This is a genomic window from Saccharomonospora sp. CUA-673 (assembly GCF_001942305.1).
Taxonomy (GTDB): domain Bacteria; phylum Actinomycetota; class Actinomycetes; order Mycobacteriales; family Pseudonocardiaceae; genus Prauserella.
The window spans coordinates 37,043-60,207 of record NZ_MKKE01000055.1 but is presented as its reverse complement, the minus strand read 5'-3'; the positions used below and the strand labels follow the sequence as shown (position 1 = coordinate 60,207).

General features: G+C 71.5%; 19 protein-coding genes, 1 tRNA gene and 3 pseudogenes. 13 read left to right on the top strand and 10 right to left on the bottom strand.

Translation table 11 applies throughout. From position 1 onward, the window contains the following. Positions 1-50: 50 nt before the first annotated feature. On the bottom strand, positions 51-1,145 hold the full coding sequence (locus BJF85_RS20880) for a DUF3662 and FHA domain-containing protein (protein WP_075849747.1): 1,095 nt from the start codon (positions 1,143-1,145) through the stop codon (positions 51-53). Between the two features lie 133 nt (positions 1,146-1,278). On the opposite strand from BJF85_RS20880, the gene BJF85_RS20875 reads away from it, so the two are divergent. The 8 genes and pseudogenes from BJF85_RS20875 to BJF85_RS20840 all read left to right on the top strand — a co-directional run bounded on the left by BJF85_RS20875 (position 1,279) and on the right by BJF85_RS20840 (position 9,166). After that, positions 1,279-1,361 (top strand) — tRNA-Leu (locus BJF85_RS20875). 400 nt (positions 1,362-1,761) lie between these two features. Beyond that, complete coding sequence (locus BJF85_RS20870) at positions 1,762-2,838, top strand: PLP-dependent aspartate aminotransferase family protein (protein WP_075849861.1); 1,077 nt, start codon at positions 1,762-1,764, stop codon at positions 2,836-2,838. A gap of 84 nt (positions 2,839-2,922) precedes the next feature. Next, positions 2,923-4,431, top strand: coding sequence for an ABC transporter substrate-binding protein (locus tag BJF85_RS20865; RefSeq protein WP_075849746.1), 1,509 nt, complete (start codon positions 2,923-2,925; stop codon positions 4,429-4,431). Continuing rightward, positions 4,428-5,378 (top strand): ABC transporter permease, encoded by a 951-nt coding sequence (locus BJF85_RS20860; RefSeq protein WP_075849745.1) that lies wholly within the window; start codon positions 4,428-4,430, stop codon positions 5,376-5,378. The genes BJF85_RS20865 and BJF85_RS20860 overlap by 4 nt, the downstream gene beginning before the upstream one ends. Further along, a pseudogene (locus tag BJF85_RS20855) lies at positions 5,378-6,186 on the top strand (ABC transporter permease). Before BJF85_RS20860 ends, BJF85_RS20855 begins: the two are co-directional and overlap by 1 nt. A gap of 74 nt (positions 6,187-6,260) precedes the next feature. Further along, the gene (locus BJF85_RS20850; protein ID WP_075849744.1) at positions 6,261-7,010 is read left to right on the top strand and encodes an ABC transporter ATP-binding protein; all 750 of its coding nucleotides are present in this window, start codon (positions 6,261-6,263) and stop codon (positions 7,008-7,010) included. Beyond that, on the top strand, positions 7,007-7,801 hold the full coding sequence (locus tag BJF85_RS20845; RefSeq protein ID WP_075849743.1) for an ABC transporter ATP-binding protein: 795 nt from the start codon (positions 7,007-7,009) through the stop codon (positions 7,799-7,801). The genes BJF85_RS20850 and BJF85_RS20845 overlap by 4 nt, the downstream gene beginning before the upstream one ends. Positions 7,802-7,810: 9 nt before the next feature. Then, positions 7,811-9,166, top strand: coding sequence for an amidase (locus BJF85_RS20840; RefSeq protein WP_075849860.1), 1,356 nt, complete (start codon positions 7,811-7,813; stop codon positions 9,164-9,166). A gap of 17 nt (positions 9,167-9,183) precedes the next feature. Here the strand turns inward: BJF85_RS20840 and BJF85_RS20835 are convergent, their stop codons facing one another. Together BJF85_RS20835 and BJF85_RS20830 are read right to left on the bottom strand one after the other, a co-directional pair. Beyond that, on the bottom strand, positions 9,184-10,140 hold the full coding sequence (locus BJF85_RS20835; protein WP_255375824.1) for an MsnO8 family LLM class oxidoreductase: 957 nt from the start codon (positions 10,138-10,140) through the stop codon (positions 9,184-9,186). A gap of 147 nt (positions 10,141-10,287) precedes the next feature. Then, positions 10,288-11,268, bottom strand: a complete 981-nt coding sequence (locus tag BJF85_RS20830; protein ID WP_083666592.1) for a CoA ester lyase — start codon at positions 11,266-11,268, stop codon at positions 10,288-10,290. Positions 11,269-11,849: 581 nt separating this feature from the next. Between BJF85_RS20830 and BJF85_RS20825 the strand changes: the two genes are divergently transcribed. Both BJF85_RS20825 and BJF85_RS20820 read left to right on the top strand, forming a co-directional pair. After that, a complete protein-coding gene (locus BJF85_RS20825; protein ID WP_075849741.1) occupies positions 11,850-12,572 on the top strand; it encodes a hypothetical protein in 723 nt (240 codons plus the stop codon). Between the two features lie 126 nt (positions 12,573-12,698). Continuing rightward, a pseudogene (locus tag BJF85_RS20820) lies at positions 12,699-13,351 on the top strand (NAD(P)H-binding protein). On the opposite strand, the pseudogene BJF85_RS20815 reads toward BJF85_RS20820, so the two are convergent. Further along, positions 13,338-14,642 (bottom strand): annotated as a pseudogene (locus BJF85_RS20815) (D-arabinono-1,4-lactone oxidase). The pseudogenes BJF85_RS20820 and BJF85_RS20815 sit on opposite strands and share 14 nt — an antisense overlap. A gap of 84 nt (positions 14,643-14,726) precedes the next feature. Between BJF85_RS20815 and BJF85_RS20810 the strand changes: the two are divergent. Continuing rightward, positions 14,727-15,926 carry an amino acid deaminase/aldolase gene (locus BJF85_RS20810; protein ID WP_139320761.1) on the top strand — a complete coding sequence of 400 codons (1,200 nt, stop codon included), beginning with the start codon at positions 14,727-14,729 and terminating at the stop codon, positions 15,924-15,926. Between the two features lie 6 nt (positions 15,927-15,932). On the opposite strand, the gene BJF85_RS20805 is transcribed toward BJF85_RS20810, so the two are convergent. From BJF85_RS20805 to BJF85_RS26795, 3 genes are all read right to left on the bottom strand, one after another. Continuing rightward, on the bottom strand, positions 15,933-16,556 hold the full coding sequence (locus BJF85_RS20805; protein ID WP_075849740.1) for a TetR/AcrR family transcriptional regulator: 624 nt from the start codon (positions 16,554-16,556) through the stop codon (positions 15,933-15,935). 465 nt (positions 16,557-17,021) lie between these two features. Beyond that, the gene (locus BJF85_RS20800; RefSeq protein ID WP_075849739.1) at positions 17,022-17,468 is read right to left on the bottom strand and encodes a hypothetical protein; all 447 of its coding nucleotides are present in this window, start codon (positions 17,466-17,468) and stop codon (positions 17,022-17,024) included. Between the two features lie 13 nt (positions 17,469-17,481). Next, positions 17,482-17,874: a hypothetical protein gene (locus BJF85_RS26795; protein ID WP_083666613.1), complete on the bottom strand. Its 393-nt coding sequence runs from the start codon at positions 17,872-17,874 to the stop codon at positions 17,482-17,484. A 453-nt stretch (positions 17,875-18,327) separates the two neighbouring features. Here BJF85_RS26795 and BJF85_RS20790 point away from each other — a divergent pair, with 453 nt between their 5' ends. Both BJF85_RS20790 and BJF85_RS20785 read left to right on the top strand, forming a co-directional pair. Continuing rightward, the gene (locus BJF85_RS20790; protein ID WP_187346945.1) at positions 18,328-19,635 is read left to right on the top strand and encodes a helix-turn-helix transcriptional regulator; all 1,308 of its coding nucleotides are present in this window, start codon (positions 18,328-18,330) and stop codon (positions 19,633-19,635) included. A gap of 32 nt (positions 19,636-19,667) precedes the next feature. After that, positions 19,668-20,555: an aminoglycoside phosphotransferase family protein gene (locus BJF85_RS20785; protein WP_255375823.1), complete on the top strand. Its 888-nt coding sequence runs from the start codon at positions 19,668-19,670 to the stop codon at positions 20,553-20,555. 157 nt (positions 20,556-20,712) lie between these two features. Here the strand turns inward: BJF85_RS20785 and BJF85_RS20780 are convergent, their stop codons facing one another. The 3 genes from BJF85_RS20780 to BJF85_RS20770 are packed head-to-tail and all read right to left on the bottom strand — an operon-like array spanning position 20,713 to position 23,125. Continuing rightward, a complete protein-coding gene (locus tag BJF85_RS20780; protein ID WP_075849738.1) occupies positions 20,713-21,720 on the bottom strand; it encodes a copper resistance D family protein in 1,008 nt (335 codons plus the stop codon). Then, on the bottom strand, positions 21,717-22,397 hold the full coding sequence (locus BJF85_RS20775) for a copper resistance CopC family protein (RefSeq protein WP_075849737.1): 681 nt from the start codon (positions 22,395-22,397) through the stop codon (positions 21,717-21,719). The genes BJF85_RS20780 and BJF85_RS20775 overlap by 4 nt, the downstream gene beginning before the upstream one ends. Further along, a complete protein-coding gene (locus BJF85_RS20770; RefSeq protein WP_075849736.1) occupies positions 22,394-23,125 on the bottom strand; it encodes a YcnI family protein in 732 nt (243 codons plus the stop codon). The genes BJF85_RS20775 and BJF85_RS20770 overlap by 4 nt, the downstream gene beginning before the upstream one ends. Positions 23,126-23,165: the final 40 nt, after the last annotated feature.

Sequence of the window (23,165 nt, the reverse complement as noted above, 5' to 3'; positions counted from 1 at the left end):
TCTCCTCACGGGAGTCCACCGCGAGGAGTGTCGATCGAACCCGGATCCGTTCAGCCCTGGGTACGGAACACCAGCGACGAGTGTCCGACCCGGATCACGTCGCCGTCCGCCAGCTGCCAGGTCTGGACCGGTGTCCCGTTGACCGTCGAGCCGTTCGTGGAGCCGATGTCGGCGAGCGTCGCGCTCTGGCCGTCCCAGGTGATCTCCAGGTGCCGCCGGGACACGCCCGTGTCCGGCAGGCGGAAATCGGCCTCCTGGCCGCGGCCCACGACGTTGCTGCCCTGCTTGAGCGAGTAGTTGCGGTTCGACCCGTCGTCGAGCTGCAACACCGCCGACAGCGCACGCGGGGGAGCGCCGGCCGGTCCGCCGGGCGCGGGCGGCGGGTAGCCACCGCCGCCGTACGGGTCCTGTGCGGGCTGGCCGTACGGGTCCGACTGCGGAGCCGGGGCCTGCTGGGCCGGGTAGCCGCCGGGCGGGCTGGGCGGGGGCGCGTAGCCCTGGTCGTACCCGCCGGGAGCCGGCTGGCCGTACTGGTCGTAGCCACCCTGGCCGTACTGGTCGTACCCGGGCTGACCATAGCCCTGGTCGTAGCCCGGCTGGCCATAACCCTGGTCATAGCCGGGCTGTCCCTGTCCGTATCCGTACTGGCCCTGCTGGCCGTACGGGTCGCCTTGGTCGTACTGGCCGTAGCCGCCGGGCTGGCTCATTGCTCGGTCTCCTGCGTCGCTGGTTCGTGCCGGCCGTGCGTGACCCCCGCCAGATGTTGCTGTGACGTCGGGATCAACGGTCGAGCGGGTCTTGAACTGTCCAGTATGCAGCGCGTCGTTGCGCTCTAGCGAAACTACGACGTCACCATAGGTGTCCCAACCGTGTTCGGACAGATGCTGTGAGACTGCATCCGCCAGCAAACTGGTGACCCGCTGTTCATCGCCCGCCATCCGGTCGTGATCTCGAGCACCCAAGGACACGATGTAGTGGTTCGGGGCAAGCTTCCGCCCACCCGCGAGCTCACGAACATTGTCCTCAGCCTCGCGCTCCAGACTGTGCGCCACTTCCTGAGTGACGACGTTGCCGCCGAACATCCGTGCGAAGGTGTTGCCCACAAGGTTCTCCAGGCGCCGGTCAAAACGCTGAACGCGGCCCATTCCGGACACCTCCTCCCCTTGTAGGACCTCCCCTCGACCGATCGTATCTGGGTTCGCCGGCCGTTACACCGGGGCCGGTGAAACGGTCTGACGCCCCCTGCTACGCTAGTCGAGCTGCTTCAGAGAGGCACTCGCGCGAGTGGCGGAATGGCAGACGCGCACGGTTCAGGTCCGTGTGTCCGAAAGGACGTGTGGGTTCAACTCCCACCTCGCGCACTCGACCGAAGGCGCCCCATGCTTGTCGCTGGGGCGCCTTCGCTGTTTGATCGGTCATCGTCATGTTTTCTGGGGGCGGAGCCCCCAGGCCCCCACCCGGGGCGTTCCCCGGACCCCCATCGCTCGGGTCGACCTGGGCTGATGAGTCCCACACCCCTGCCGGGGGCACGCCCCCGGACCCCCTCCCTGTCGCCTTGGTCGCGTGCGTTCGCTCTCCGCGAGATCTTCGGTCAGTGCCGTGGGGTTGTTGCTCCGGGCCCGAGATCTGCGTTTCGTGCCTCGATGTCTGCGTTCAGCGGCGTGGGGTTGTGACTGTGGGTTGTGGGTGGGCGCGGGCGTGGGTTCACTCCATCGTGTTCGGGTGGTGAGCGGGGTCATTACCGTTGGAGCGGTGAACGACATGTGGTCCGCGCGCACCCGCGCCATCCTCGCCGGACGTCCCGCCGCAGCCGACGGGCAACCCGCCAACACCCCGCTCGTCCCCGCCAGCGCCATGGGACTCGACTACTCCCGCGAGGTCGGCACCCCCACCTGGGCCGCCTTCGAAACCGCCGTCGGCAGTCTCGAAGGCGGCATCGCCACCGCCTTCGCCTCCGGCATGGCCACCGTCACCGCCGTGCTCGACCTCCTGCCCGCCGGCGCCACCGTCGCCGTACCCGTCTACAGCTACGCAGGCACCCGCGGCGCCCTCGACCACGCCCACAACCAGGGCAAGATCACCGTCCGGCGCATCGAACCCACCGACACCGACGCCTGGATCGCCGCCGCGGCCGACGCCGACCTCCTCTGGCTCGAAACCCCCACCAACCCGACGCTCGACGTCATGGACCTCGACGCCATCCTCAGCGCCGCCGACACTGCCGCCAAAACAACAGACCGCCGGCCGCTGACCGTCGTCGACAACACCTTCGCCACCCCGCTCGGCCAGCAGCCCCTCGCCCACGGCGCCGACGTCGTCGTGCACAGCGTCACCAAGTTCATCGGCGGGCACAGCGACCTGCTCCTGGGCGTCACCGTTACCGCGCCGCACCGCGGTGACCTGGCGCAGGCGCTCGTCGACGCGCGCACCCGCACCGGCGCCACCCCCGGCACGCTCGAGTCGTGGCTCGCGCTCCGCGGCCTGCGCACCCTCGGCGTGCGCCTCGCCGAGGCGAGCTCCACCGCCGCGTTCCTCGTCGACAAACTGTCCGGGCACCCGGCCGTGACCCACGTGCGCTATCCGGGCTCGGGCGCGATGGTGGCCTTCGACCTCGCCGACGGCGACGCCGCCGAACGCGTCTGCGCCGCCCTCGAACTCGTCCACAACGCCACGAGCCTCGGCGGCGTCGAGACCACGATCGAACGGCGCGCGCACCTGCCCGGCGACGCGCACGTCCCGGCCGGACTGCTGCGCCTGAGCGTCGGCCTCGAGGACCCCGCCGACCTGTGGCGCGACCTCGAATCCGCGCTCGCCGGCGAAACCGCCCAAACCTCGTGAGGTCTTGACCGGCGTCTCCCGTGGTGTAAACCTCATCGAACTCTTGATCACGTCGAGAGGCCCCGGCACCACGGGAGGCGCGCCATGGCACGGTTTCGACACCGAGGTGCGGTGGCGCTCGCCTCCGCGGCGGCGTTCGCCCTCTCGGCGTGCACCGCCGGGTCGACGGCGATGGTCAGCGACGATCCGTCGACGTTGGCCGTCGGCTTCACCGCCGAACCGCAGAACTTCGACTTCACCACCACCGACGGCGTCGCGATCCCGCAGGCGCTGCTCTACAACGTCTACGAGACGCTGGTGAAGGTCGACGAGAACGGCGACATCCAGGGCCTGCTGGCCGAGTCGTGGACCGTCAGCGACGACCGCACCGTCTACGACTTCCGGCTGCGCCCCGACGCGCGGTTCAGCAACGGCGAACCGTTCACCGCATCCGACGTCAAGTTCTCCATCGAGCAGGTCCAACAGGACTGGACCATCTCGTTGAAGTCGGCGATGGACGTGGTCGACCGGGTCGAGGTGGTCGACGACCACCATGCGCGCGTCGTGCTGAGCGAGCCGAGCAACTCGTGGCTGCGCGCCATGACCACCCGCATCGGCGCGATGTTCGACCCGAGCGGCGTCGAGAACCTCGCGAACGATCCCGTCGGCACCGGGCCCTACGACGTCGACAGCCGACGCCGCGGCGACTCCGTCGTGCTGACCCGCAATCCCGAGTACACGCGGCCGGCGCCGGAATACAGCACGGTGGTGCTCAAGTACTACGCCGACGCGACGGCGCTGAACAACGCGCTGCTGTCCGGTGGCATCGACGTCATCTCCGGGGTCACGGCGCCGGACTCGCTGCCGCAGTTCGAGGCCGACAACCGGTTCCGCGTGCTGCAGGGCACGACCAACGGTGAGGTCGTGCTCGCCTACAACAACCGCCGCGCCCCGCTCGACGACGTGCGCGTGCGGCAGGCGCTGACGTATGCGATCGACCGCGAGGCCCTGCTCAACGCCGCCTGGGGCGGGCGCGGCGACCTGATCGGCAGCATGGTCGCGCCCACCGATCCGTGGTTCGAGGACCTGTCCGGTGAGTACCCGCACGACCCCGAGCGGGCGCGGCACCTGCTCGCCGAGGCCGGCCACGAGTCGTTGCGGCTGACCCTGCGCATCGCCAACCTGCCGTACGCGGTGTCCTCGGCGCAGGTCGTCGCCTCGGACCTGGCGAAGGTGGGCGTGCAGGTCGACATCGAACCGCTCGACTTCCCGGCCGTGTGGTTGCAGCAGGTGTTCACCGACGGCGATTACGACCTGTCGATCGTCCAGCACGTCGAACCGCAGGACATCGTCACGTTCGGCGATCCGGAGTTCTACTGGGGCTACGACAGCCGGCGCGTGCAGGACCTGCTCGCCGAGGCCGACACCGCCTCCCCGCAGCGGCACGTCGCCGCGATGCGCGAGGTCGCCCGCACCCTGTCCGACGACGCCGCGGCGAACTGGCTGTTCCTGTACCCGAACATCGTCGTCGCCAAGAACGAGGTGCAGGGGCTGACCCGCAACCAGGTGAGCGAGTCGTTCGACCTGACGCAGCTGCGCAGGGGGCAGCCATGAGCGCGGTGTGGCCGCTCGCGCGCAGGGCGGGGATCTTCGTCGCCGGCGTGATCGCCGCGTCGATCGTGGTGTTCGCGTTCATGGCCGTGCTGCCGGGCGATCCGGCGCAGGTGGCGCTCGGCGTCAACGCGACCCCGGAACTCGTCGAGCAGACCCGGCAGCAGTTCGGCCTCGACCGGCCGCTCGTCACGCAGTACCTCGACTGGGTCGGCGGTCTGCTCACCGGCGACTTCGGCACGTCGTACGTCACGCGCGAACCGATCGGCCCGCAGCTGATCGACCGGCTCGGCGTCACGTTGTGGCTGGTCGGCGCCGGCATGCTCATCGCACTGCTGATCTCCGTGCCGATGGGCGTGCTCGCCGCCGTGCGGCACCGCAGGCCGAGCGGCGCGGTCGTGTCGGCCGGCGCGCAGCTGGGCGTCGCGGTGCCGGCGTTCCTGGCCGGCATCATTCTTGTACAGATCTTCGCCGTCCGGCTCGGCTGGCTGCCCTCCGGCGGCTGGACCCCACCGGCCTACGACGTCGGCGACTGGCTGCGCGGGCTGATCCTGCCCGCCGTGTCGCTCGGACTCGTGCAGGGCGCGGTGCTCACCCGGTACGTGCGGTCGGCCGTGCTCGACGTGCAACGCGAGGACTTCCTGCGCACCGCCCGCGCCAAGGGGCTGCGCCCGCGGGCCGCGCTCGTGCGGCACGGACTGCGCAACGCCGCCGTCCCCGTCGTCACCGTCCTCGGCCTGCAACTGGCGACGCTGCTCGTCGGCGCCGTCGTGATCGAGCGGGTGTTCGTCCTGCCAGGGCTCGGCAGCATGCTCCTCGACGCCGTCGCCGCGCGCGACCTGCTGACCGTGCAGGCGATCGTGCTCGTCCTCGTCGTCGGCGTGCTGCTGGTCAACTTCCTCGTGGACGTCGCCTACACGGTCCTCGACCCTCGGCTGAGGAGGTCGTGATGCGCGGGAACCTCGTCTCCGGGGCGGTCCTCGTCGGCATCGTCGTCGCGATCGCGCTCGTCTCGTTCGCCTGGACGCCCCATGACCCGCTCGCCGTGGACGCGAGCGTGCGCCTGCTCGGCCCGACCGCCGACCACCTGCTCGGTACCGACAAGTTCGGCCGCGACGTCGCCAGCCAGCTGATGGTCGCGCGCGCACCACGCTGTACGTCGGCATCGTCGCGGTCGGCCTCGCCGCCGCGGTGGGCGTGCCGCTCGGCGTGTTGTCGGCCATGGGTCCGCGCTGGCTCGGCGAACTCGTCATGCGCACCAGCGACCTCGTCCTCGCGTTCCCCGCGCTGCTGCTGGCGATCATGCTCGGCGCCGTCTACGGGGCCAGCACGTTGACGGCGATGATCGCGATCGGCGTGTCCACCGTGCCCTCGTTCGCTCGGGTCGCCAGGGCCGGCACGTTGCAGGTGCTCTCCCGCGAGTACACCCTGGCGGCGCGGGCCGGTGGCCGGTCGCGGACGTGGATCGCGTGGCGGCACGTGCTGCCGAACATCTCCGGCATGGTCGTCGTGCAGGCGTCGGTGTCGTTCGCGATCGCCGTGCTCGCCGAGGCGGCACTGTCGTTCCTCGGCTTCGGCACCGCCCCGCCGACCCCGTCGTGGGGCCGGATGCTGCAGGAGTCGCAGGAACTGCTCGCCGTCGACGCCCGGCTGGCCCTCGTGCCCGGCATCGCCATCGCCGTCGCCGTCCTCGGCTTCAACCTCCTCGGCGACGGCCTCCGCGACCGTTTCGACCCGCGCCTGGAGGTACGCCGATGACCCACGGTGACTACTCCCAAGGGCATAGTCGCGTTGAACGCAACTATGGGGCCCTTGGGAGCACCTCCTCGGGGGTGCTGGTGAGCGTTGAGGGGTTGACGGTTGCCCAGGGTGAGCGGGTGCTGGTCGACGACGTCGGGTTCACGCTCGCGCCGGGGGAACGGGTCGGGCTCATCGGCGCGTCCGGGTCGGGCAAGTCGCTCACCGCGTCGGCGATCATGGGCCTGCTGCCCGAGGACCTGACCGCATCGGGTTCGGTGCGCTTCGGCGACCAGGAGCTCCTCGGCGCCTCCGAACGCACCCTGTCGGGCCTGCGCGGCAAGGACCTCGGCATGGTCTTCCAGGAACCGATGACCGCGCTCAACCCGGCGATGCGCGTCGGCAGGCAGGTGGCCGAGGCGCTCACCATCCACGGCACCGGCCGCCGCGCCGCCAACCGGCGGGCCCGCGAACTGCTCGACCGCGTCGGCCTGCCCGAACGCACCGCGCGCGCCTACCCGCACGAACTTTCCGGTGGGCAACGCCAACGCGTGCTGCTCGCCGCCGCCCTCGCCAACGACCCGGCACTGCTGATCTGTGACGAACCCACCACCGCTCTCGACGTGACCGTGCAGGCGCAGGTGCTCGAACTCATCGCCGAGGGCGTCCGCGAACGTGGCACCACGCTGCTGTTCATCACCCACGACCTCGCCGTCGTCGCGTCCGTGTGCGACCGCGTGCTCGTGTGCCGCGACGGGCGCATCGTCGAGGAAGGCCCCGTGCGCGACGTGCTGTCGAACCCGGAACACGAGTACACGCGACAGCTCCTGGAGGCCGCGCTATGAGCGACGCCCCCGAGAACGCCGAGAACGCCGACGTGATCGTCTCCGCGCGCGAGCTCGAACGCACCTACCGCGGTGGGGTGCATGCGCTGCGCGGGGTGTCGTTCGACGTGCGCCGCGGCAGCCGGTTCGGTGTCGTCGGCGAGTCGGGGTCGGGCAAGTCCACCGTCGTCCGCCTGCTCGCCGCGCTCGACCGACCGACGGCCGGGACGATCGAGTTCGACGGCGCCCGCATCGACAACCTCCGCGAACGCGACCTCGGGTTCCTGCGCAGACGCCTGCAGATCGTGTTCCAGGACCCGATGGGCTCGCTCGACCCGCGCATGCGCGTGCGCGACATCATCAGCGAACCGCTCGGCCGTGCCCGCGACCGCTACGACCGCGTCGACGAGCTCCTCGACGCCGTCGGCCTGCCCGCCGACGCGGCCCGCAAGTACCCGCACCAGTTCTCCGGCGGCCAGCGGCAGCGCATCTCCATCGCCCGCGCGCTCGCCCCGCGGCCCGAGGTGCTCATCGCCGACGAGGCCGTCAGCGCGCTGGACGTGTTGGTGCGCAAGCAGATTCTCGACCTGCTCGACCGCCTCGCCGAGCAGTTCTCGTTGACGATGGTGTTCGTCTCGCACGACCTCGGCGTCGTGCGCCGGGTGTGCGACGAGGTCGCCGTGATGCGCCGCGGCGAGATCGTCGAACAGGGCCCGGTCGCCGACGTCTACGACACCCCACGCGCGGAGTACACGCGCAGCCTCATCGCCGCGGCGCCCACCCTCGACGCCGTACTGTCCGAAAAGGAGTGAGCAGTGACCCTGCCGGATATTCCTGCGTTGTCGGCGACCGAACTGGTGGCGGCCTACCGCGCGCGGACGCTGTCGCCGGTGGAGGTCACCGACGCGGTCCTCGCGCGGATCGACGCGCGGGAACCGCAGTTGCAGGCGCTGTACGCCTACGACCCGGACGCCGCGCGCGAGGCGGCGAAGGCGTCCGAACAGCGCTGGGGTGCCGGTGAGCCGGCCGGGCCGATCGACGGGATCCCGTTGACGCTCAAGGAGAACATCGCCACCCGCGGCACCCCGACGCCGCTGGGCACGGCCGCGACCGAGCTCGTCCCCGCGGCCGACGACGCACCCGCCGCCGCGCGCGTGCGCGAATCCGGCGGGGTGCTGCTGGCGAAGACGACCATGCCCGACTACGGCATGCTCACCTCGGGGCTGTCGAGTTTCCACCCCGCGACGCGGAATCCGTGGGACCTCACGCGCACGCCCGGCGGTTCGAGCGCGGGTGCGGGCGCCGCCGCGGCCGCCGGGTACGGACCGCTCCACGTGGGTACCGACATCGGAGGCTCGATCCGCCTGCCGGCGGGCTGGTGCGGCATCGTGGGACTCAAGCCGAGCTTCGGCCGCGTGCCGGTGGATCCGCCGTTCCCCGGACGCACCGCGGGCCCGATGACGCGGACGGTCGCCGACGCGGCGCTGCTGATGCGCGTGCTGTCCCGGCCCGACGCACGCGACCACCTGTCCCTGCCGCCCGCCGATGCGGACTGGACGTGCCCGCCCGCCGATCCGTCGGCGCTGCGCATCGGCCTGCAGCTCGACGCCGGGGTCGGGCTGCCCGTGGAACCGGCCGTGGCCGAGGCCGTGGAGGCGGCCGCGCGGCGGTTCGCCGCCGCGGGCGCCACCGTCGAGCCCGTGTCGCCGTGGCTGAGCCGCGACATGCTCGACGGGCTCGACCGGTTCTGGCGCACCCGCATGCTCGCCGAACTGTCCGCGTTGGACGCCGCCACCGAGGCGACGGTGCTGCCGTACATCGCCGCGTGGGGCCGCTCGGCCGAGGGGCTGTCCGGTGTGGACGTCTACGACGGGTTCACGCAGATGGACCGGATCGCCGTCGCCGCCCTGCGCGCCACCGAACGGTTCGACATCGTCCTGTCGCCCACCTGCCCGGTGTCGCCGCAGGCGTTCGACTCCCCGTCCGCCACCGGTGATCCGACCCGGCCGTTCGAGCACATCGCGTTCACGCTGCCCTACAACATGTCCGGCCAGCCCGCCGTGTCCGTCGACTGTGGACGCACCCCGGACGGGCTGCCGATCGGGCTGCAGATCGCCGGCCGCCGCTTCGACGACGTCGGCGTCCTCCGCGCCGCCGCCCTGTACGAACAACTCTGAGCAGCTCCGCGCCGGTCCTATGCGGCCAGGTCGGCGAGGCGGGTGTAGGAGTCGAGCATCGCGGCACGGTCGTGGGTGCTCATCGTGACGAGCAGCTCGTCGGCGCCGACCTGTTCGCTCAGGGCCGCGAGCGCATCGGCGACCTCGTCGGCCGTGCCGTGGATCTGCCCGCGGAGCGCGTCGTCGAGGTAGCGGCGTTCCCGGTCGTCGGGCTCGGGGATGTCGCCGGGCGCGGCGAGCGGCGGGAACGCCCCGTCGATCCGCGAGCGCACCAACGACCACGCCTCCGGCAGCAACAGCTCGCGCGCACCCGCGCGCGTGCCGGCCACGGCCACCGCGGTCGACACGACGACATGCGGATCCGGCCACCGCGTCGACGGCCGGAATCGCGCGCGGTAGGCGCGCACCCGATCGGCGAGCGCGTCGGCCCCGCCCAGCGGCGCGATCACCAACGCCAGCCCGAGCTCCGCGGCGACGTCCGCGCCCGCGCCCGTGGCCAGCACGAACGCCGGGATGTCCAGTCCCTGCGCCGGAACCGCGGGCACCCGCTGCGTGCCGTCGAGGTAGCCGAGCAGTTCGCGGACGTCGTCACCGAACCGCTCGGCGTCCGTCCGATCCGCGGCCAACGCCCTGCGCACCGCGCCGGTGAAGCCGACCGACCGGCCGAGCCCCATGTCGACCCGCCCCGGATACAACGAGGCCAGCGTGCCGAACTGCTCGGCCACGACGAGCGGTCGATGGTTCGGCAGCATCACGCCGCCGGTGCCGATGCGGATCGTCGACGTCGCCGCGCCGATCGCCGCGGCCAGCACCGTCGGCGCCGCGCCCGCGACGCCCGGAACGCCGTGATGCTCGGCGACCCAGAACCGCCGGAACCCCAACTGCTCGATCTCGCGGGCGAACGTCACCGTGTCGCGCAACGCCGCCGACGGCTCCTGACCACGGCGCACGGACGCCCGGTCGAGCACGGACAACGGCGGTAACCCCACACCCCCGACAACACCGAAACCACCCACCGGATTCCGCCGTGTCAGCACCCCACGTCGCCGTGTCAGCATCCTGCGCGGGCGTGTCAGCAGTTCGCGTCGCTGTGTTGGCGATTCGTGGACGCTGGGGCGCGGCTACTTCTCCGCGGCGGCTGCCTCGTTCTCGGCCGTGCTTTCGTCGTCGGCAGCCGCGGTCTCCTCGGCCTGCCCGGCGGTGTCCGCGGTGTCCGCAGTGTTCGCAGTGCTCGCGGTCTTCGCGCCGGTCTCGTCGATCGCGCCGGCGAGGGCCAACACCCGTTCGGCCTCGGCGACGTGCAGGCTCTCGACCATGCGCCCGTCGACCGTGACCACGGCGTCGCCGGCCCGCTGTGCGGCCTCGAACGCCGACACGACCTTGCGGGCCCACGCGATGGCCTCGTCGGACGGGGCGAACACCCGGTTGCAGGGCTCGATCTGCGCCGGGTGGATCAACGTCTTGCCGTCGAAACCGAACTGCCGCGACTGGGTCGCCTCGGCCTCGAAACCCGCGATGTCCTGGACGTTGTTGTAGACGCCGTCGAGGATCTGCTTGCCCGCCGCGCGCGCCGCCAGCAGCGCCAGCGACAGCCCGGCGACGAGCGGTGCGCGCCCGGCGGCCGTTTCGGCGTGCAGCTCCTTCGCCAGGTCGTTCGTGCCCATGACCAGCACCGTCAACCGTTCGCTCGCCGCCGCGATCTCCTCGGCCCGCAGCATCGCGGTCGGCGTCTCGAGCATCGCCCAGATCTTCGTCTGCTCGCCGGCGCCGTTGAGTTCCAACGCCCGCTCGATCGCCATGACCTCCCGCGCCGAGCTCACCTTCGGCACGACGACCGCCGCCGGTCCGGCCTGGGCCGCGGCCCGCAGGTCGGCGTCGTGCCACTCGGTGTCCAGACCGTTGACCCGGATCGCGATCTCGTGACGTCCGTAGTCACCCGACGCGGCCGCCGCGCACACGCGCTCGCGCGCGGACTCCTTCGCATCGGGCGACACGGCATCCTCGAGGTCGAAGATCAACGCGTCGGCAGGCAGCGTCTTCGCCTTCTCGAGCGCGCGTTCGTTCGCGCCGGGCATGTACAGAACGGAACGGCGCGGTGTCACGCGCGGACCTCCTCGTCGCTGGGGAGCATGCCGCCGCGCGGGCGGTCGGTGCTCGGGTGGGTGTCGTGGTGAGTTCGGGACGGCCACCGGATCGGGTCGGAAGGCGGAACCTTGTCCGAACCGGTTGCCACCGCTTGTCGAATGTGCTGCCCTGGACCCACGCAGCGCCCGTCGGGAACTGCCCGTCCGGCACACAGCCGCGGACAAGCGGCGGCCGAGCCACGGCCGACGGCGACTGTAACCGCCCGTCGTGGGCTCGTGCTGCGGTGAACGTCACCGCCACGTCGGATTTCGCCTCGTATACCCCGTTCGGTCGCATGTCACCCATACGGCAGCACTGCCGGGCCGAACTTCCGGCACCGCCCACCGACCGATCACCGACCGCTGGGCGCCGTCGATCGCAGCTACCCCGCCAGGCCGCAGACGTGGCCAGATTTCGGTTGCAATCTGGATTCGCAGCGCCCCGACGGCGCAGCCCGGTGCAGGGGCCGGTGGCCGTTTCTCCCGGACACGGGGCGAGGCAGCCGATTCGACAGCAGGCCGAGAGCACGGCCGGTAGACGAGAACGGGGAGGCAGATCCGTGGCGGCGACACCCGGACAGACCACGATCACCAGCGGCGCGAACGGAACACGTTCGGTGCCGAGTCGGGTGGTCCCGCCCGTCGAGCTGCCCGCGAACGTCGACGAGTTGGCGGCCGACGCCGCCGCGACCCTCGGCTGGCGCGGCCTCGTGCTGCCGCAGCTGACGATGTTCGGCCGGCGCGTCTACGTCGTGGCGAAGCTGCGTCCCGCCGCGCACGCCGAGCGGATCGCCCTCGGCCAGGACCCGGTCACCGACCGCGCGCAGGTGTCGACGTGGACGTGGCCCGAGATGGCCGACACGGCCCCTCAGCCCGCCGCGGACATCGTCGGCGTGCTCGCCGTCGCCCGGCACTGGCGCACCGGCCTCGCCGCGACCGTCCCGTTCTCCCGCTACGGCGAGGCCGCGATGGTGCTGCCGCAGTCGATGACCCTCACCCACGACTACGTCGACAACTGCCTGCCCCGTGCCCGCACCTACGGCGTCGCCGTCGTGTCCGCCGACGACTCGGCCGCCACCGACGAGGACACCGAGGCCACCGGTCACGTCACGCTCGACGTCGAGAGCCACCGCGACCGCATCCTGCTCGGCCAGGACGCCGTGTGGCGTTGGATCAACGAGGTCGTCTACGAGCGGCTCATCGCCGCCGAGAACGAGCTGGACGACACCGAGTCCGACTCCGCCGAATCCGACCCGGCGGAGGAGTCCGGCGCGACCGCCTGATCCGGGCGACGCTGCCTACGGCCACCGCCGCCCATACTGTGGCGCTGCGCGCCGCTCCTTAGGGCCCACCCGTCGCCCACCGCCGCCCATACTGTGGCGCTGCGCGCCGCTGCTTACGATTCAGGCATGCGCGTTGTGATTGCCGGTGGACACGGAAAGATCGCCCTGCTGCTCGAGAAGCGCCTCGCCGCGGCCGGGGACACGGGTGTCGGCATCATCCGCAACCCGGCGCAGGCCGACGACCTGCGCGCCGTGAGCGCCGAACCCGTCGTGCTCGACCTCGAGAACGCGACGGTCGACGAGCGACCGCCGCGGTCGCCGGCGCCGATGCCGCCGTGTTCGCCGCCGGCGCCGGACCGGGCAGCGGGGCCCCGCGCAAGGACACCGTGGACCGTGCCGCGGCGGTGCTGTTCGCCGACGCCGCCGAACGTGCCGGCGTGCGCAGGTTCGTGCAGATCAGCGCGATGGGCGCGAGCGGTCCCATCGACGCGGCCGTGGTGGGCGACGTGTTCGCCGCCTACCTCCACGCCAAGGCCGCGGCCGAGGAGGACCTGCGCTCCCGCGACCTGGACTGGACCATCCTGCGTCCGGGCGGACTCACCGACGACCCGGCGACCGGCCTGGTCCACCTCGCCGACGACGTCCCGCGCGGCGATGTGCCCCGCGACGACGTCGCCGCCGTGACGCAGGCACTGCTCAGCGACGACCTCGCCTTCGGTCGCACCGTCGAGCTGACGTCGGGCAACACGCCGATCGCCGAGGCCGTCAGCCGGCTTTGACCGGCCCCAGTACGCGGTCGAGGTAGCCGTTGCGGAACACCCCCGACGGGTCCACATCGGCCGCGACGCGCAGGAAGTCGTCGAACCGCGGATACCGTTCGCGCAGCATCGCGGCGTCCAGATCGTGCAGCTTGCCCCAGTGCGGCCGGCCGCCGACCGCTCCCGCGATCGACGCGAACGCCAGGAAGTACTCCCGATACGGCATGCGACGTACTGGTGGATCGCCACGTACGCGGTGTCGCGGCCGTAGGCCGTCGACAACCACACGTCGTCGGCCGCGGCCACACGCACCTCGGCGGGGAAGGCGATCGGCACCTGCAACGTCGGCACCAACGCCCGCAACTCCCGCAGCACGTCGCCCAACGCCTCCCGCGGCACCGCCCACTCCGACTCGACGAACCGCACCGACCGTTGTGTCGCGAACACCCGGTAGGACGTGTCGCGGTACGAGCGCGTCGACAACGCGGACGACGACACCCGGCCCAACGTCGGCACCAACCGCGGCACCGCCCGGCCCAACCGGCACAGCGCGCCGAACGCGACGTTCTCGGTGAGCGTGTAGTCGACGAACTCGCGCGCCCGCGACAACGGCTCGGGCGGACCGGCGACCCGGTTGTTCCGCTTGACCAGCGCGTTGCGCCCGTACGGGAACCAGTAGAACTCGACGTGGTCGTTGGCGTCGGCGTAGTCGTCGAACGCCTCGAGGACGGCGTCGAGCGGCTCCGGACCCTCCTGGGCGGCGAGGACGAACGACGGCTCGCACTGCAGCGTGACCGTCGTGATCACGCCCAGTGCGCCGAGCCCGACCCGTGCGGCGGCGAACAGCTCGGGGCGTTCGTGCTCGGAACACGAGACGACCGATCCGTCGGCGAGGACCAGCTCGAGCGCGCGGACCTGCGTCGCGAGCCCGCCGAAGCGGGCGCCGTGCGTGCGTGCCCGTCGAGATGGCGCCGGCGACCGTCTGGGCGTCGATGTCGCCGAGGTTGGTCATCGCCAGGCCGACCCGGGCGAGCTCGGTGTTCAGCCGGTGCAGCGTCGTCCCCGACCGCACCGTGGCCAGGCCGGTCTCCCGGTCGGCGTCGACCACGCCCGCCCATTCGGCGAGGTCGAGGGCGACGGCGTCGGTGGCGGCGATGCCCGTGAACGAATGGCCGCTGCCGAGTGGCCGGATGCGCATGCCCGCGTCGGCGGCCTGGCGCACCGCGGCGGCGATCCCGGCGAGGCTGCGTGGCCGGTGTGTCCGTTGCGGGCTCGCCGTGGCGGTGCCGGACCAGTTCGTCCACGTCGTCACGTGATCACCTGCCTGCGTGAGAGTTCGTCAGTAATATATGAATGGGTTTCGTGTTTGAGCCCATTCTGACGTACGGTAATCGGCGTGACCACCGTGAACGCCGCAGCGTACGACGCAGCGACCAAGGATCTCGACCCTCCATTGGCGGTTGTCGATCTGGATGCCTTCGACTCCAACGTCGAGCAGCTGACACGGCGTAGCGCCGGGACGCCGATCCGCGTCGCCAGCAAATCCGTACGCTGCAGAGACCTGCTCGAACGCGTGCTCGCCGCGCCCGGATTCCACGGCGTCCTGTGCTACTCGCTGGCCGAGGCGCTGTGGTTGCACCGATGTGGGGTTTCCGACGATCTCGTCGTCGCCTACCCGACCGCCGACCACGCAGCGTTGCGCGCGTTGGCCGCCGACGACGCGGCGCGCGCGGCCGTCACGATCATGGTCGACTCGACCGACCACCTCGACGTCGTCGACGCCGCCCTCGGCCCCGCGCACCCCGAGATCCGCATCGCCCTCGAACTCGACGTGTCGTGGCGGCCCGCGCCGGGCCTGCACGTCGGCGCACGCCGCTCGCCGGTGTTCCGGCCGAGCTCGGCCCGCGCGCTGGCCGAACGGATCGCGCGCCGTCCGGGATTCCGACCGGTCGGCATGATGGCCTACGAGGGGCAGATCGCGGGCGTGCCCGACGCCGGACACGGCCCGCAGGCGCGGCTCGTGCGCTGGATGCAGCGCCGCTCGGCCGACGAACTGACCCAGCGTCGCGGTGAGGCCGTCGACGCCGTGCGGGCGGTCGTCGAGGCCGAGGGACGGCTGGAGTTCGTCAACGGCGGCGGCACCGGCAGCGTCGAATCGACCCGCGCCGACCCGTCGGTCACCGAGATCGCCGCCGGCTCCGGACTGCTGGGACCGGGGCTGTTCGACGGCTACACCCGGTTCACGCCCGCACCCGCCGCCCTGTTCGCGTTGCCGGTGGTGCGCAGGCCGACCCGCGACATCGCGACGCTGTTCGCGGGCGGCTACATCGGCTCGGGCCCCGCGCACCCGTCGCGGCTGCCCACGCCGCTCGCCCCGGCCGGGTTGACGTTGATCGGCGTCGAGGGTGCCGGCGAGGTGCAGACCCCGGTCACGGGCAAGGCCGCCCGGGACCTGCGCATCGGCGACCGCGTGTGGTTCCGGCACGCCAAGGCCGGCGAACTCGCCGAACGGTTCCCCACCTACCACCTCGTCCGCGGCTCCCGCATCGAATCCTCGACCCCCACCTACCGCGGCGAATCCCACTCCTTCGGCTGATGGGGTTCAGTCGCCGAAGCGGCTGGCCAGGTAGGTCTTGATGAGGGACTTGGTCTCGGCGACGACCTGTTCGTCGCCGTTCGGGTCGGTGCGGAACGCGAACTTCAGCAGCGAGTCGGCGGCCTCGACGGCGATCGAGATCGGCAGGCCGAGCTGTTCGCGCGGCAGGTCGACATGGCCGGCGACGAGGTCGGCGAACGCGTCGGTGAGCACGTCGTTGTTGGTGCGCTGCTCGTCGAGCAGCTGGACGTCGACGGCGTCGCCGAAGTGCACCTGCGAGAACCCGGGCACCTCGCGGTGCATGTGGAGGTAGATGTCGAGCAGCGCGTCGACGACCTCCCACCAGCTCTGGTGGTCGACCCCGCGCAGCCGTTCGCCGACGGCGGCGACGAACCGGTCGAGGTTGCGGCGCGTCAACGCCTGGACGATCGCGCGCTTGTCGGGGAAGAACTGGTACAGCGAACCGACGGCGACACCCGCGCGTTTGGCGACGAGCGTCGTCGTGAGTCCGTCGTAGCCGACCTCGGCCAACAGCTCGGCGCCGGCGTCGAGCATCCGCTCGACCCGTTTGGCGCTGCGCTCCTGCACCGGTTTGCGGCGGAGTGGAAGATCGGAATGGTTCTCGGACACGTGTGGCTCCCTCGCTGTGCGTGGGGAACTCTAACGCCGACCGTGTGCGCTTCACGGTCGAGTGATCACCTGGCGCGATCGCGCCCACCGATGTGCCGGCCGACAGGCCGAGTGGGGGAGTTTTGGGACCGCGGGCGTGTCGGTCGGGGGAGGGGAATCTTCGACACCGGCCCGCGGGGATCGGGGCCCTTGCGTAGGCGGGGATCTACTGCGGGCTGTCTCCGCAGCGGGGGATCCGGCCGGTGCGCAAGGCGCACGAAGTGGCCGGGCCGCGGGATTATTCTGAAGTTGTCGTTCGCCGCTGTCGGCCAACCTAGCTGCATGTTGCCGAGTTCGCCAACGTACGAACGGCGGGATGTGCGATTAATCTACTTGGGGACCGGCAGCCGACTCGTCACGCTCGGGGGTACGGACGAGCCGGCCGCCGGCCGGGACGGGTGCGAAACCCGTCGTCGGGGTGCACACCTACCGGGCGGGGGATCCCGTCATGGCGTGCTGGGCGGCGGGCTGGGAGACCAGCGCGTGCCTGCCCGTTCGTTCGGCGGGCCCGGACTGTTCGGGGACCCGGGTCTCCGTCGACGCGTGCGCGGGGGACGTCGTGCGCCTGCGGTACTTGCGCTTCGTGGGCTGGCCGGTGGCGAGCCCACCTGCGACGAGGTGTTCGTGCGCGACCTGCCACACGGTGCACGGGGCTTTCACCTTGTGCCAGCGCGTCGAACACGTGGGGCAGTCGCCGCGGTCGTCCGGCTCGTGGGACCGCAGCATCTCCCTCCATCCGTCGGTCAGTCGGGGAAGCTCCGACCGGGCCACCGAGACCAGCGAGGGCTCGTCGGCGCGGTTCGCTAGGTCGGAGAGCATGTCCAGCCGCTCCCACACCGCATTGCGGAGCACTTGGCCGAGGATCTGATCCACTGGGAAGTCACCGTCACCTTTCCGCCAGTTTGGCGGCTTCGCCGAGCGCGGCCCTGAGTTGGCCGAGCTGGGTGCCGGTCAGCCGCGCCGTTTCACCGGGCGGGCCGACCAGCACAACTTCGTCGTCGTCCACGTACACCGTCAGGCAGCGTTCGCGGTCGATGAGGTCACCGCACTGCACCCGCCACACGACGTGACCGTTCTCGTGACGGTCACGCGGCGCGCGCTGTTCGGCTGAGGGGACCGGGGAGAGGTGCTGTCGGGACAGCGGAACCGAGCTGTTCATGCCGTGCGCGCCGCCGAGGTCGGGGGATTCGGGGGAGTCCTCGACGGCGGTACCGGCCGACCGAGCGGAGAGCGACGCGACCGACGAGGCTGACGCACCGTGTGGTGCCTGGTGTGTCATCTCCACGTCGTCTCCAGTCCGGGTGCTCGGGTGTTTCGGGGTGTTCGGATCGTGCTCGGGGGTGTTGCGTCGGGGTCTTGCTCGCCGGTGCGGTCGCTGACCGTGTTCGGGCGGTCACGTCCGCTTCCGGAACCAGATTGCGATGGATCAAACGCCGAAAGAAGCCTCGGTGGGCCGGGTAGCGGCGACCGGCCATGGCTGGCCGTTAAGCGGTCGACGGAGTTCGGCAGAACCGATCAGGGGTCACAAATCGGCTTTCGCGCGGTTCAATGGAAAGTGCCTACGCTGCTGATGACGCCCGGAAGGACGGTGGAGGGGCGCATGGACATCACTGACGGAACGGCGATCGCCCGGATCTCCGGTAGCGGCCTGGACCTGACGGCGGATGCGAAGTCCGTCGCCGCCCAGGGCGCACCGAACCGCCTGGACCCGCAGGTCTGGGAGGGCAAGGAGATGCGCGACGCACTCGCCGAACGCAACGTCAGCGAGGTCTATCGCCAACTGCGCAAGCACGGTGTGTCGCAACGCCAGATCGCGGCGATGACCGGCCAGTCGCAGTCCGAGGTCTCGGAAATCCTCAAAGGTCGCCAGGTCATGGCCTACGACGTGCTGGCGAGGATCTCCACCGGTTTGGGCATCCCACGTGGATACATGGGTCTCGCCTACGACGAGGCCACCGAGATTCAGGTCGCCGGAGCTTCCGGCGAGCAGCAGGCTGAGGAGGACGAGTCCGTGAAACGGCGGAAGTTCCTCGCGCACGCCGCCCAGGTCACGATGGGTGCCGCGGTCTTCGGATCGTCGGCGGAGGCCTGGGCTGCGAGCCCCGCAAGGACCCCCGCACCCGGACGCATCGGCGTCACCGACGTCCGGCAGGTCGAGGCCGCGACGAGAGCACTCCGCGCGCTCGACTACCAGTACGGCGGCGGTTTCTGCCGCGACGCCGTGGTGGCACAGCTGTCCTGGGGGCAGCAGATGCTGCAGTCCAGCAGCACCGAGGTCGTCAGATCGCGACTGTTCGTCGCGCTGGCCGACCTGCACAGCCTCGCCGGCTGGACGTCGTTCGACACCGGGTTGATCGACTCCGCCCGCGGCCACTCCGCCAACGCCCTCAACCTGGCGAAACAGGGGGACAACCACCCGCTCGTCGCGAACATCCTGTACCGGATGGGCCGCGTCTACCTGTCCCAGGAGGCGCCGAACGACGCGCTCAAGCTGTTCCAGCTCGGGCAGATCGCGGCGCAGGAGTCCGGTTCGGAACTGGCCGTGGCCGTGCTGTGCGCCAACGAGGCGTGGGCCTACGCGATGATGGGCAACGGCGAGCAGGCCGTGAAGCTGCTGGGCAGGACGCGCGACGAGTTCGCGCGCGCCGACCTGGCCAACGCCGAGTCGTGGGTCAAGTTCTTCACCGAGATCGACGTCCACGCGATGGTCGGCACGGTGCACACCGAGCTCGCGCAGTCGGCCGACCCGAGCCACACCAAGTACGCCATCCCGGCGCTGACCAGGGCCATCGACGCCTACAACGACGAGATGGCCCGCAGCAAGGTGTTCAACCTGGGCATGCTCGCCACGAACCACATGATCGACGGCGACATCGACCAGGGCGTCCGCGTCGGCGGCAAGGCACTCGAATCGGCGGAGGGCCTCAAGTCGGTCCGCGTCGAGCAGCGCATGCAGCCTCTCAAGCAGGAGGCGGCGCGCAGGTCGAACAACCCCGATGCCCGCGACTTCGTGGAACGGATGAACACATTCTTCGCCTAGCCGGCGAGCCGTTCGACGACCTGCTCGACGCCGTGTGTACGCGGCTGGATTCCGACCCGCGGGGCGCCACGCTGCTGCGATTCACCAACAACGCCGTGTACGCGCTCGGCGATCGCGAGGTGGTCGTGCGCATCGTCGGCACGCCCGCGCTGCGGCACCGCGTGGACAAGGTCGTGCAGGTCGCACGGCATCTCGAACGGCACGGTGTGCCCGCGGTGCGCCTGGTGTCCGACGTCGAGCAGCCGGTGCGTGTCGGCGACTACCTGGCGACCGTGTGGCACCGCGTGCCGGACACGGGGCGCCGGGCCGGTGCCGCCGAGCTGGCCGCCTTGCTGCGCAGCATGCACGCCACCGGCCTCGACGGGGCTTCGGACGGGGCTTCGGACGGGACCGGTGTGGACGGACTGGGCGAGCTGACGCCGTGGGAGCCGCTGGACGACGTCCGCGTGCGCCTGGACGCGGCAGGGCCCGAACTGGCGCCCGCCGACCGCGCGTTCCTGCTGGATCGCTGCGACGAGCTGGACGCACTCGTCGCCGAGCTCGACTTTCCCCTGGCCTCGACGCTCGCACACGGCGACGCGCACGCGGGCAACGTCATCGTCGGCCCGGACGGCCCCGTGCTGTGCGACTTCGACTCGGCGTGCGTGGGCCCGCCGGAGTGGGACCTGACGCCCGTCGCGGTCGGTTGCCTGCGGTTCGGCGATCCGCCGTCGTGGCACGGCGAGCTGGCCGAGGGCTACGGGTTCGACGTCACGGCGTGGGAGGGCTTCGACGTGCTGCGCGCCGTGCGGGAGCTCAAACTGGCCACGAGCGTGCTGCCGATCGCGGGCCGGGACGAGGCGGTGCGCGCCGAACTGGGCCGGCGCATCGCGGATCTACGCTCCGCGGACACGCACCAGCAGTGGATTCGCTATCACTGAGCGTGACAATCGGCTTCGTTCGGCGACGGAAACTGACCGTTCGGCGTTTGGGGTTGGAGGCGGCGTTTGACGGTGGTGTTCGGTCGGACTAATCGCCCCGGGCGGGTGAGGTGTTACGACTTCGGCGCGGCACCGGCCGGTGCCGCGCGGGTGCTGGTCAGCCGGGTGCGGTGCGGGTGAGCACGACCGCGAAGCCGAACGCCAGGCCCAGCACGGTGAGTTCGAGGGTCGCCCACCTGGCCAGTGCCGTTCGCCGATGCCGCAGCACCTGGGGCAGCAGCCGCATCCGCAGGTACCCGCCGAGCGCGGCCGCCGCGGCGAGGCAGCCCACCTTCAGCAGCACCAGCAGTCCGTACGGCGTGCCGAACAGGGAGGCGACGAGCGTCGAACCCGGCTGGGCGTCGAGTTCGACGAACGCGTTGAACGCGCCCGTCACCGTCACCGCGACCAGGCAGACGGTCGCGAGCGTCGAGAACCGCGGCAGCGCCGTGGCCAGCAGCGTCCGATTTCCGGCCAGCACCGCGGCGATGGCGCCGAGCCCGCCGGTCCAGGTGACGGCGGCCAGCACGTGCAGCTCGATGGAGATCGTCGCGTACTCGTGCATCGACCACCCCGTGGCGTGGCCGGTCACCGGCAACGGCAACAGGGCGAACAGCCCGAGCCCCACCCGCACCTCGGGCGGAACGGCCGACGGCCGCCACAGCGTGACCCCGCCCAGCACGGCCAGCGTCAGGGCCAACGCCGCGACCAGCACCAACGCCTTGCCCGCGGAGACGTCGGCGACGTAGGCCGCGACGTCGGGGTTCGTCGGGTGGTACTCGGCCGACTGCAGCAGCAGCGTCGTGGTGGCCGCGGCCGCCCACACACCGGCCGCGCCGATCGCGGCAGGCCGCGTCGCCGCGAGGAGCGGCGTCGTGAGGTTCGGCCGTTCCCTGCCGAGCAGGACCGGCAGCAGCGCCAGGCCGATGGTCGCGACGGCGGCCACGTTCATGACCGCGCGCGCGACCGGGATACCGGCCGAGACCGCCTCGCTCGCCACCGCGACCCCTTCGACGGGTTCGGTGGCGGTCAACGCGAACCCGATCAGCGAGCCCGCCACCGCGGCGGTGAGCAGGCCGATCAGGACGGTGGCGTTGGGGCGCGAGGCGGTCTCGGCACGGTTCACGAGTCGCGGCCCCCGTCGGAGCCGCTGCTCGTGTCGGGCCCCTTGCCGGAGCCGCTCGAGCTGCCGGAGCCGCTCGAGCCGCCGGCGCGCAGTGCTGCGGCCATGCCGAAGCCGAGGAGCACGACCGCGGCGACGATCCACACCCACACCGGCACGCCGCCGCCGTCGGATTCGGCCTGTTCATCGGACTGCTCGCCGCCCGGCTGAGCCGGGGCCTCGTCCCCGCCGGGGCCGGGCTGGTTGAGCGTGAACCGGATCTCGTCGCTCACCGAGTGCCCGTCGGCCGACAGGATCCGGTAGCCGATGACGTATTCGCCCTCAGGGCCGAGCGGGTGCAGGTCGGTAGTGACCTCGGCCCCGTCGATCTCGACGTCCCCGCGCTGCCACTGGCCGCCGTCGGGGCCGGTCACCGCGATCTGGTTGGCGCCGTCGGCACCTTCCTGCACGTGCTGGTCGAAGGTCAGCGTGATCTGCTCGGGCGGCTGGTCGAGCGCGTCGCCCGCGCCCGGGTTCGAGCTGATGAGCACGTTGTGCGCCGCGGCGGGACCCGCCGTGACCAGCAGCGCCGTGAGCGCGATGCCGACCACCGCCGACCACCGCCCCGCCCGCCGCGGCCGGTTGCTGCGCGTGGTGCTGTTCCGGGCGGTGCTGTTCCGCGTGGTGGAGCGTTCGGTCACGAGTCCGCCTTTCCGATCTTGCGGGCACGCAGGGTCGCACCCGCGCCGACGCCGACGCCGAGCGCGCCGACGAGGAGTCCGGCGCCGCCCAGCCATCGTGCGGTGTCGTCGGTCGCGTCGGCCGCGGCCTCGTGGTGGTCACCGCCGGCGGCGTCGGACTCGCCGCCGCCGTGACTGTGCCCGTGGCCGCCGCCCGACGCGGGGGCCAGTTCGACGACCGGCGCCGGGTGGTCGGGTTCCTCGGCGCCGTGCTGCTCCTCGCTCCAGTTGGACACGGTGCCGTCGGAGTAGGTCTGCTTCGTGGGCAGCAGGATCGAGTCGGTCTCGGGCAGCCCGCCGAGCACCAGGTCGAACTCCTGGTAGGAGTCGAGGCCGGCGGGGATCTCGTTGCCGTCGGACGCGGTCCAGGTGACCGTCTCGACGATGCCCTGGTCGTTCTTGCGGACCTCGGCGTCCCAGCCGGGCACCGGCTTGGCCCGCACGGTGCTGATCTCGTACTCGGCCGGCACGGTCACCTCGATCTCGGTGGTCCCGGCCTGCTGTTCCTCGTTCGGGACGCGGAGGCTGACCGCGCCGAAACCGCCCTGTTCCGGCTGGTCGCCGTAGACGTTGGCCGTGACGTGCGCGGATGCCAGGCCCGCGCCCGCGGACAGGGTGAGGCCGAGGGCAGCCGTCACAGCGGCGCCGCGCACGAGGTACGCCCGGCGGCGGGAGGGATAGGTCGACATGTCGTGATTCTCCTGAGGTGGGTGGGCTCGCGCGGACGCA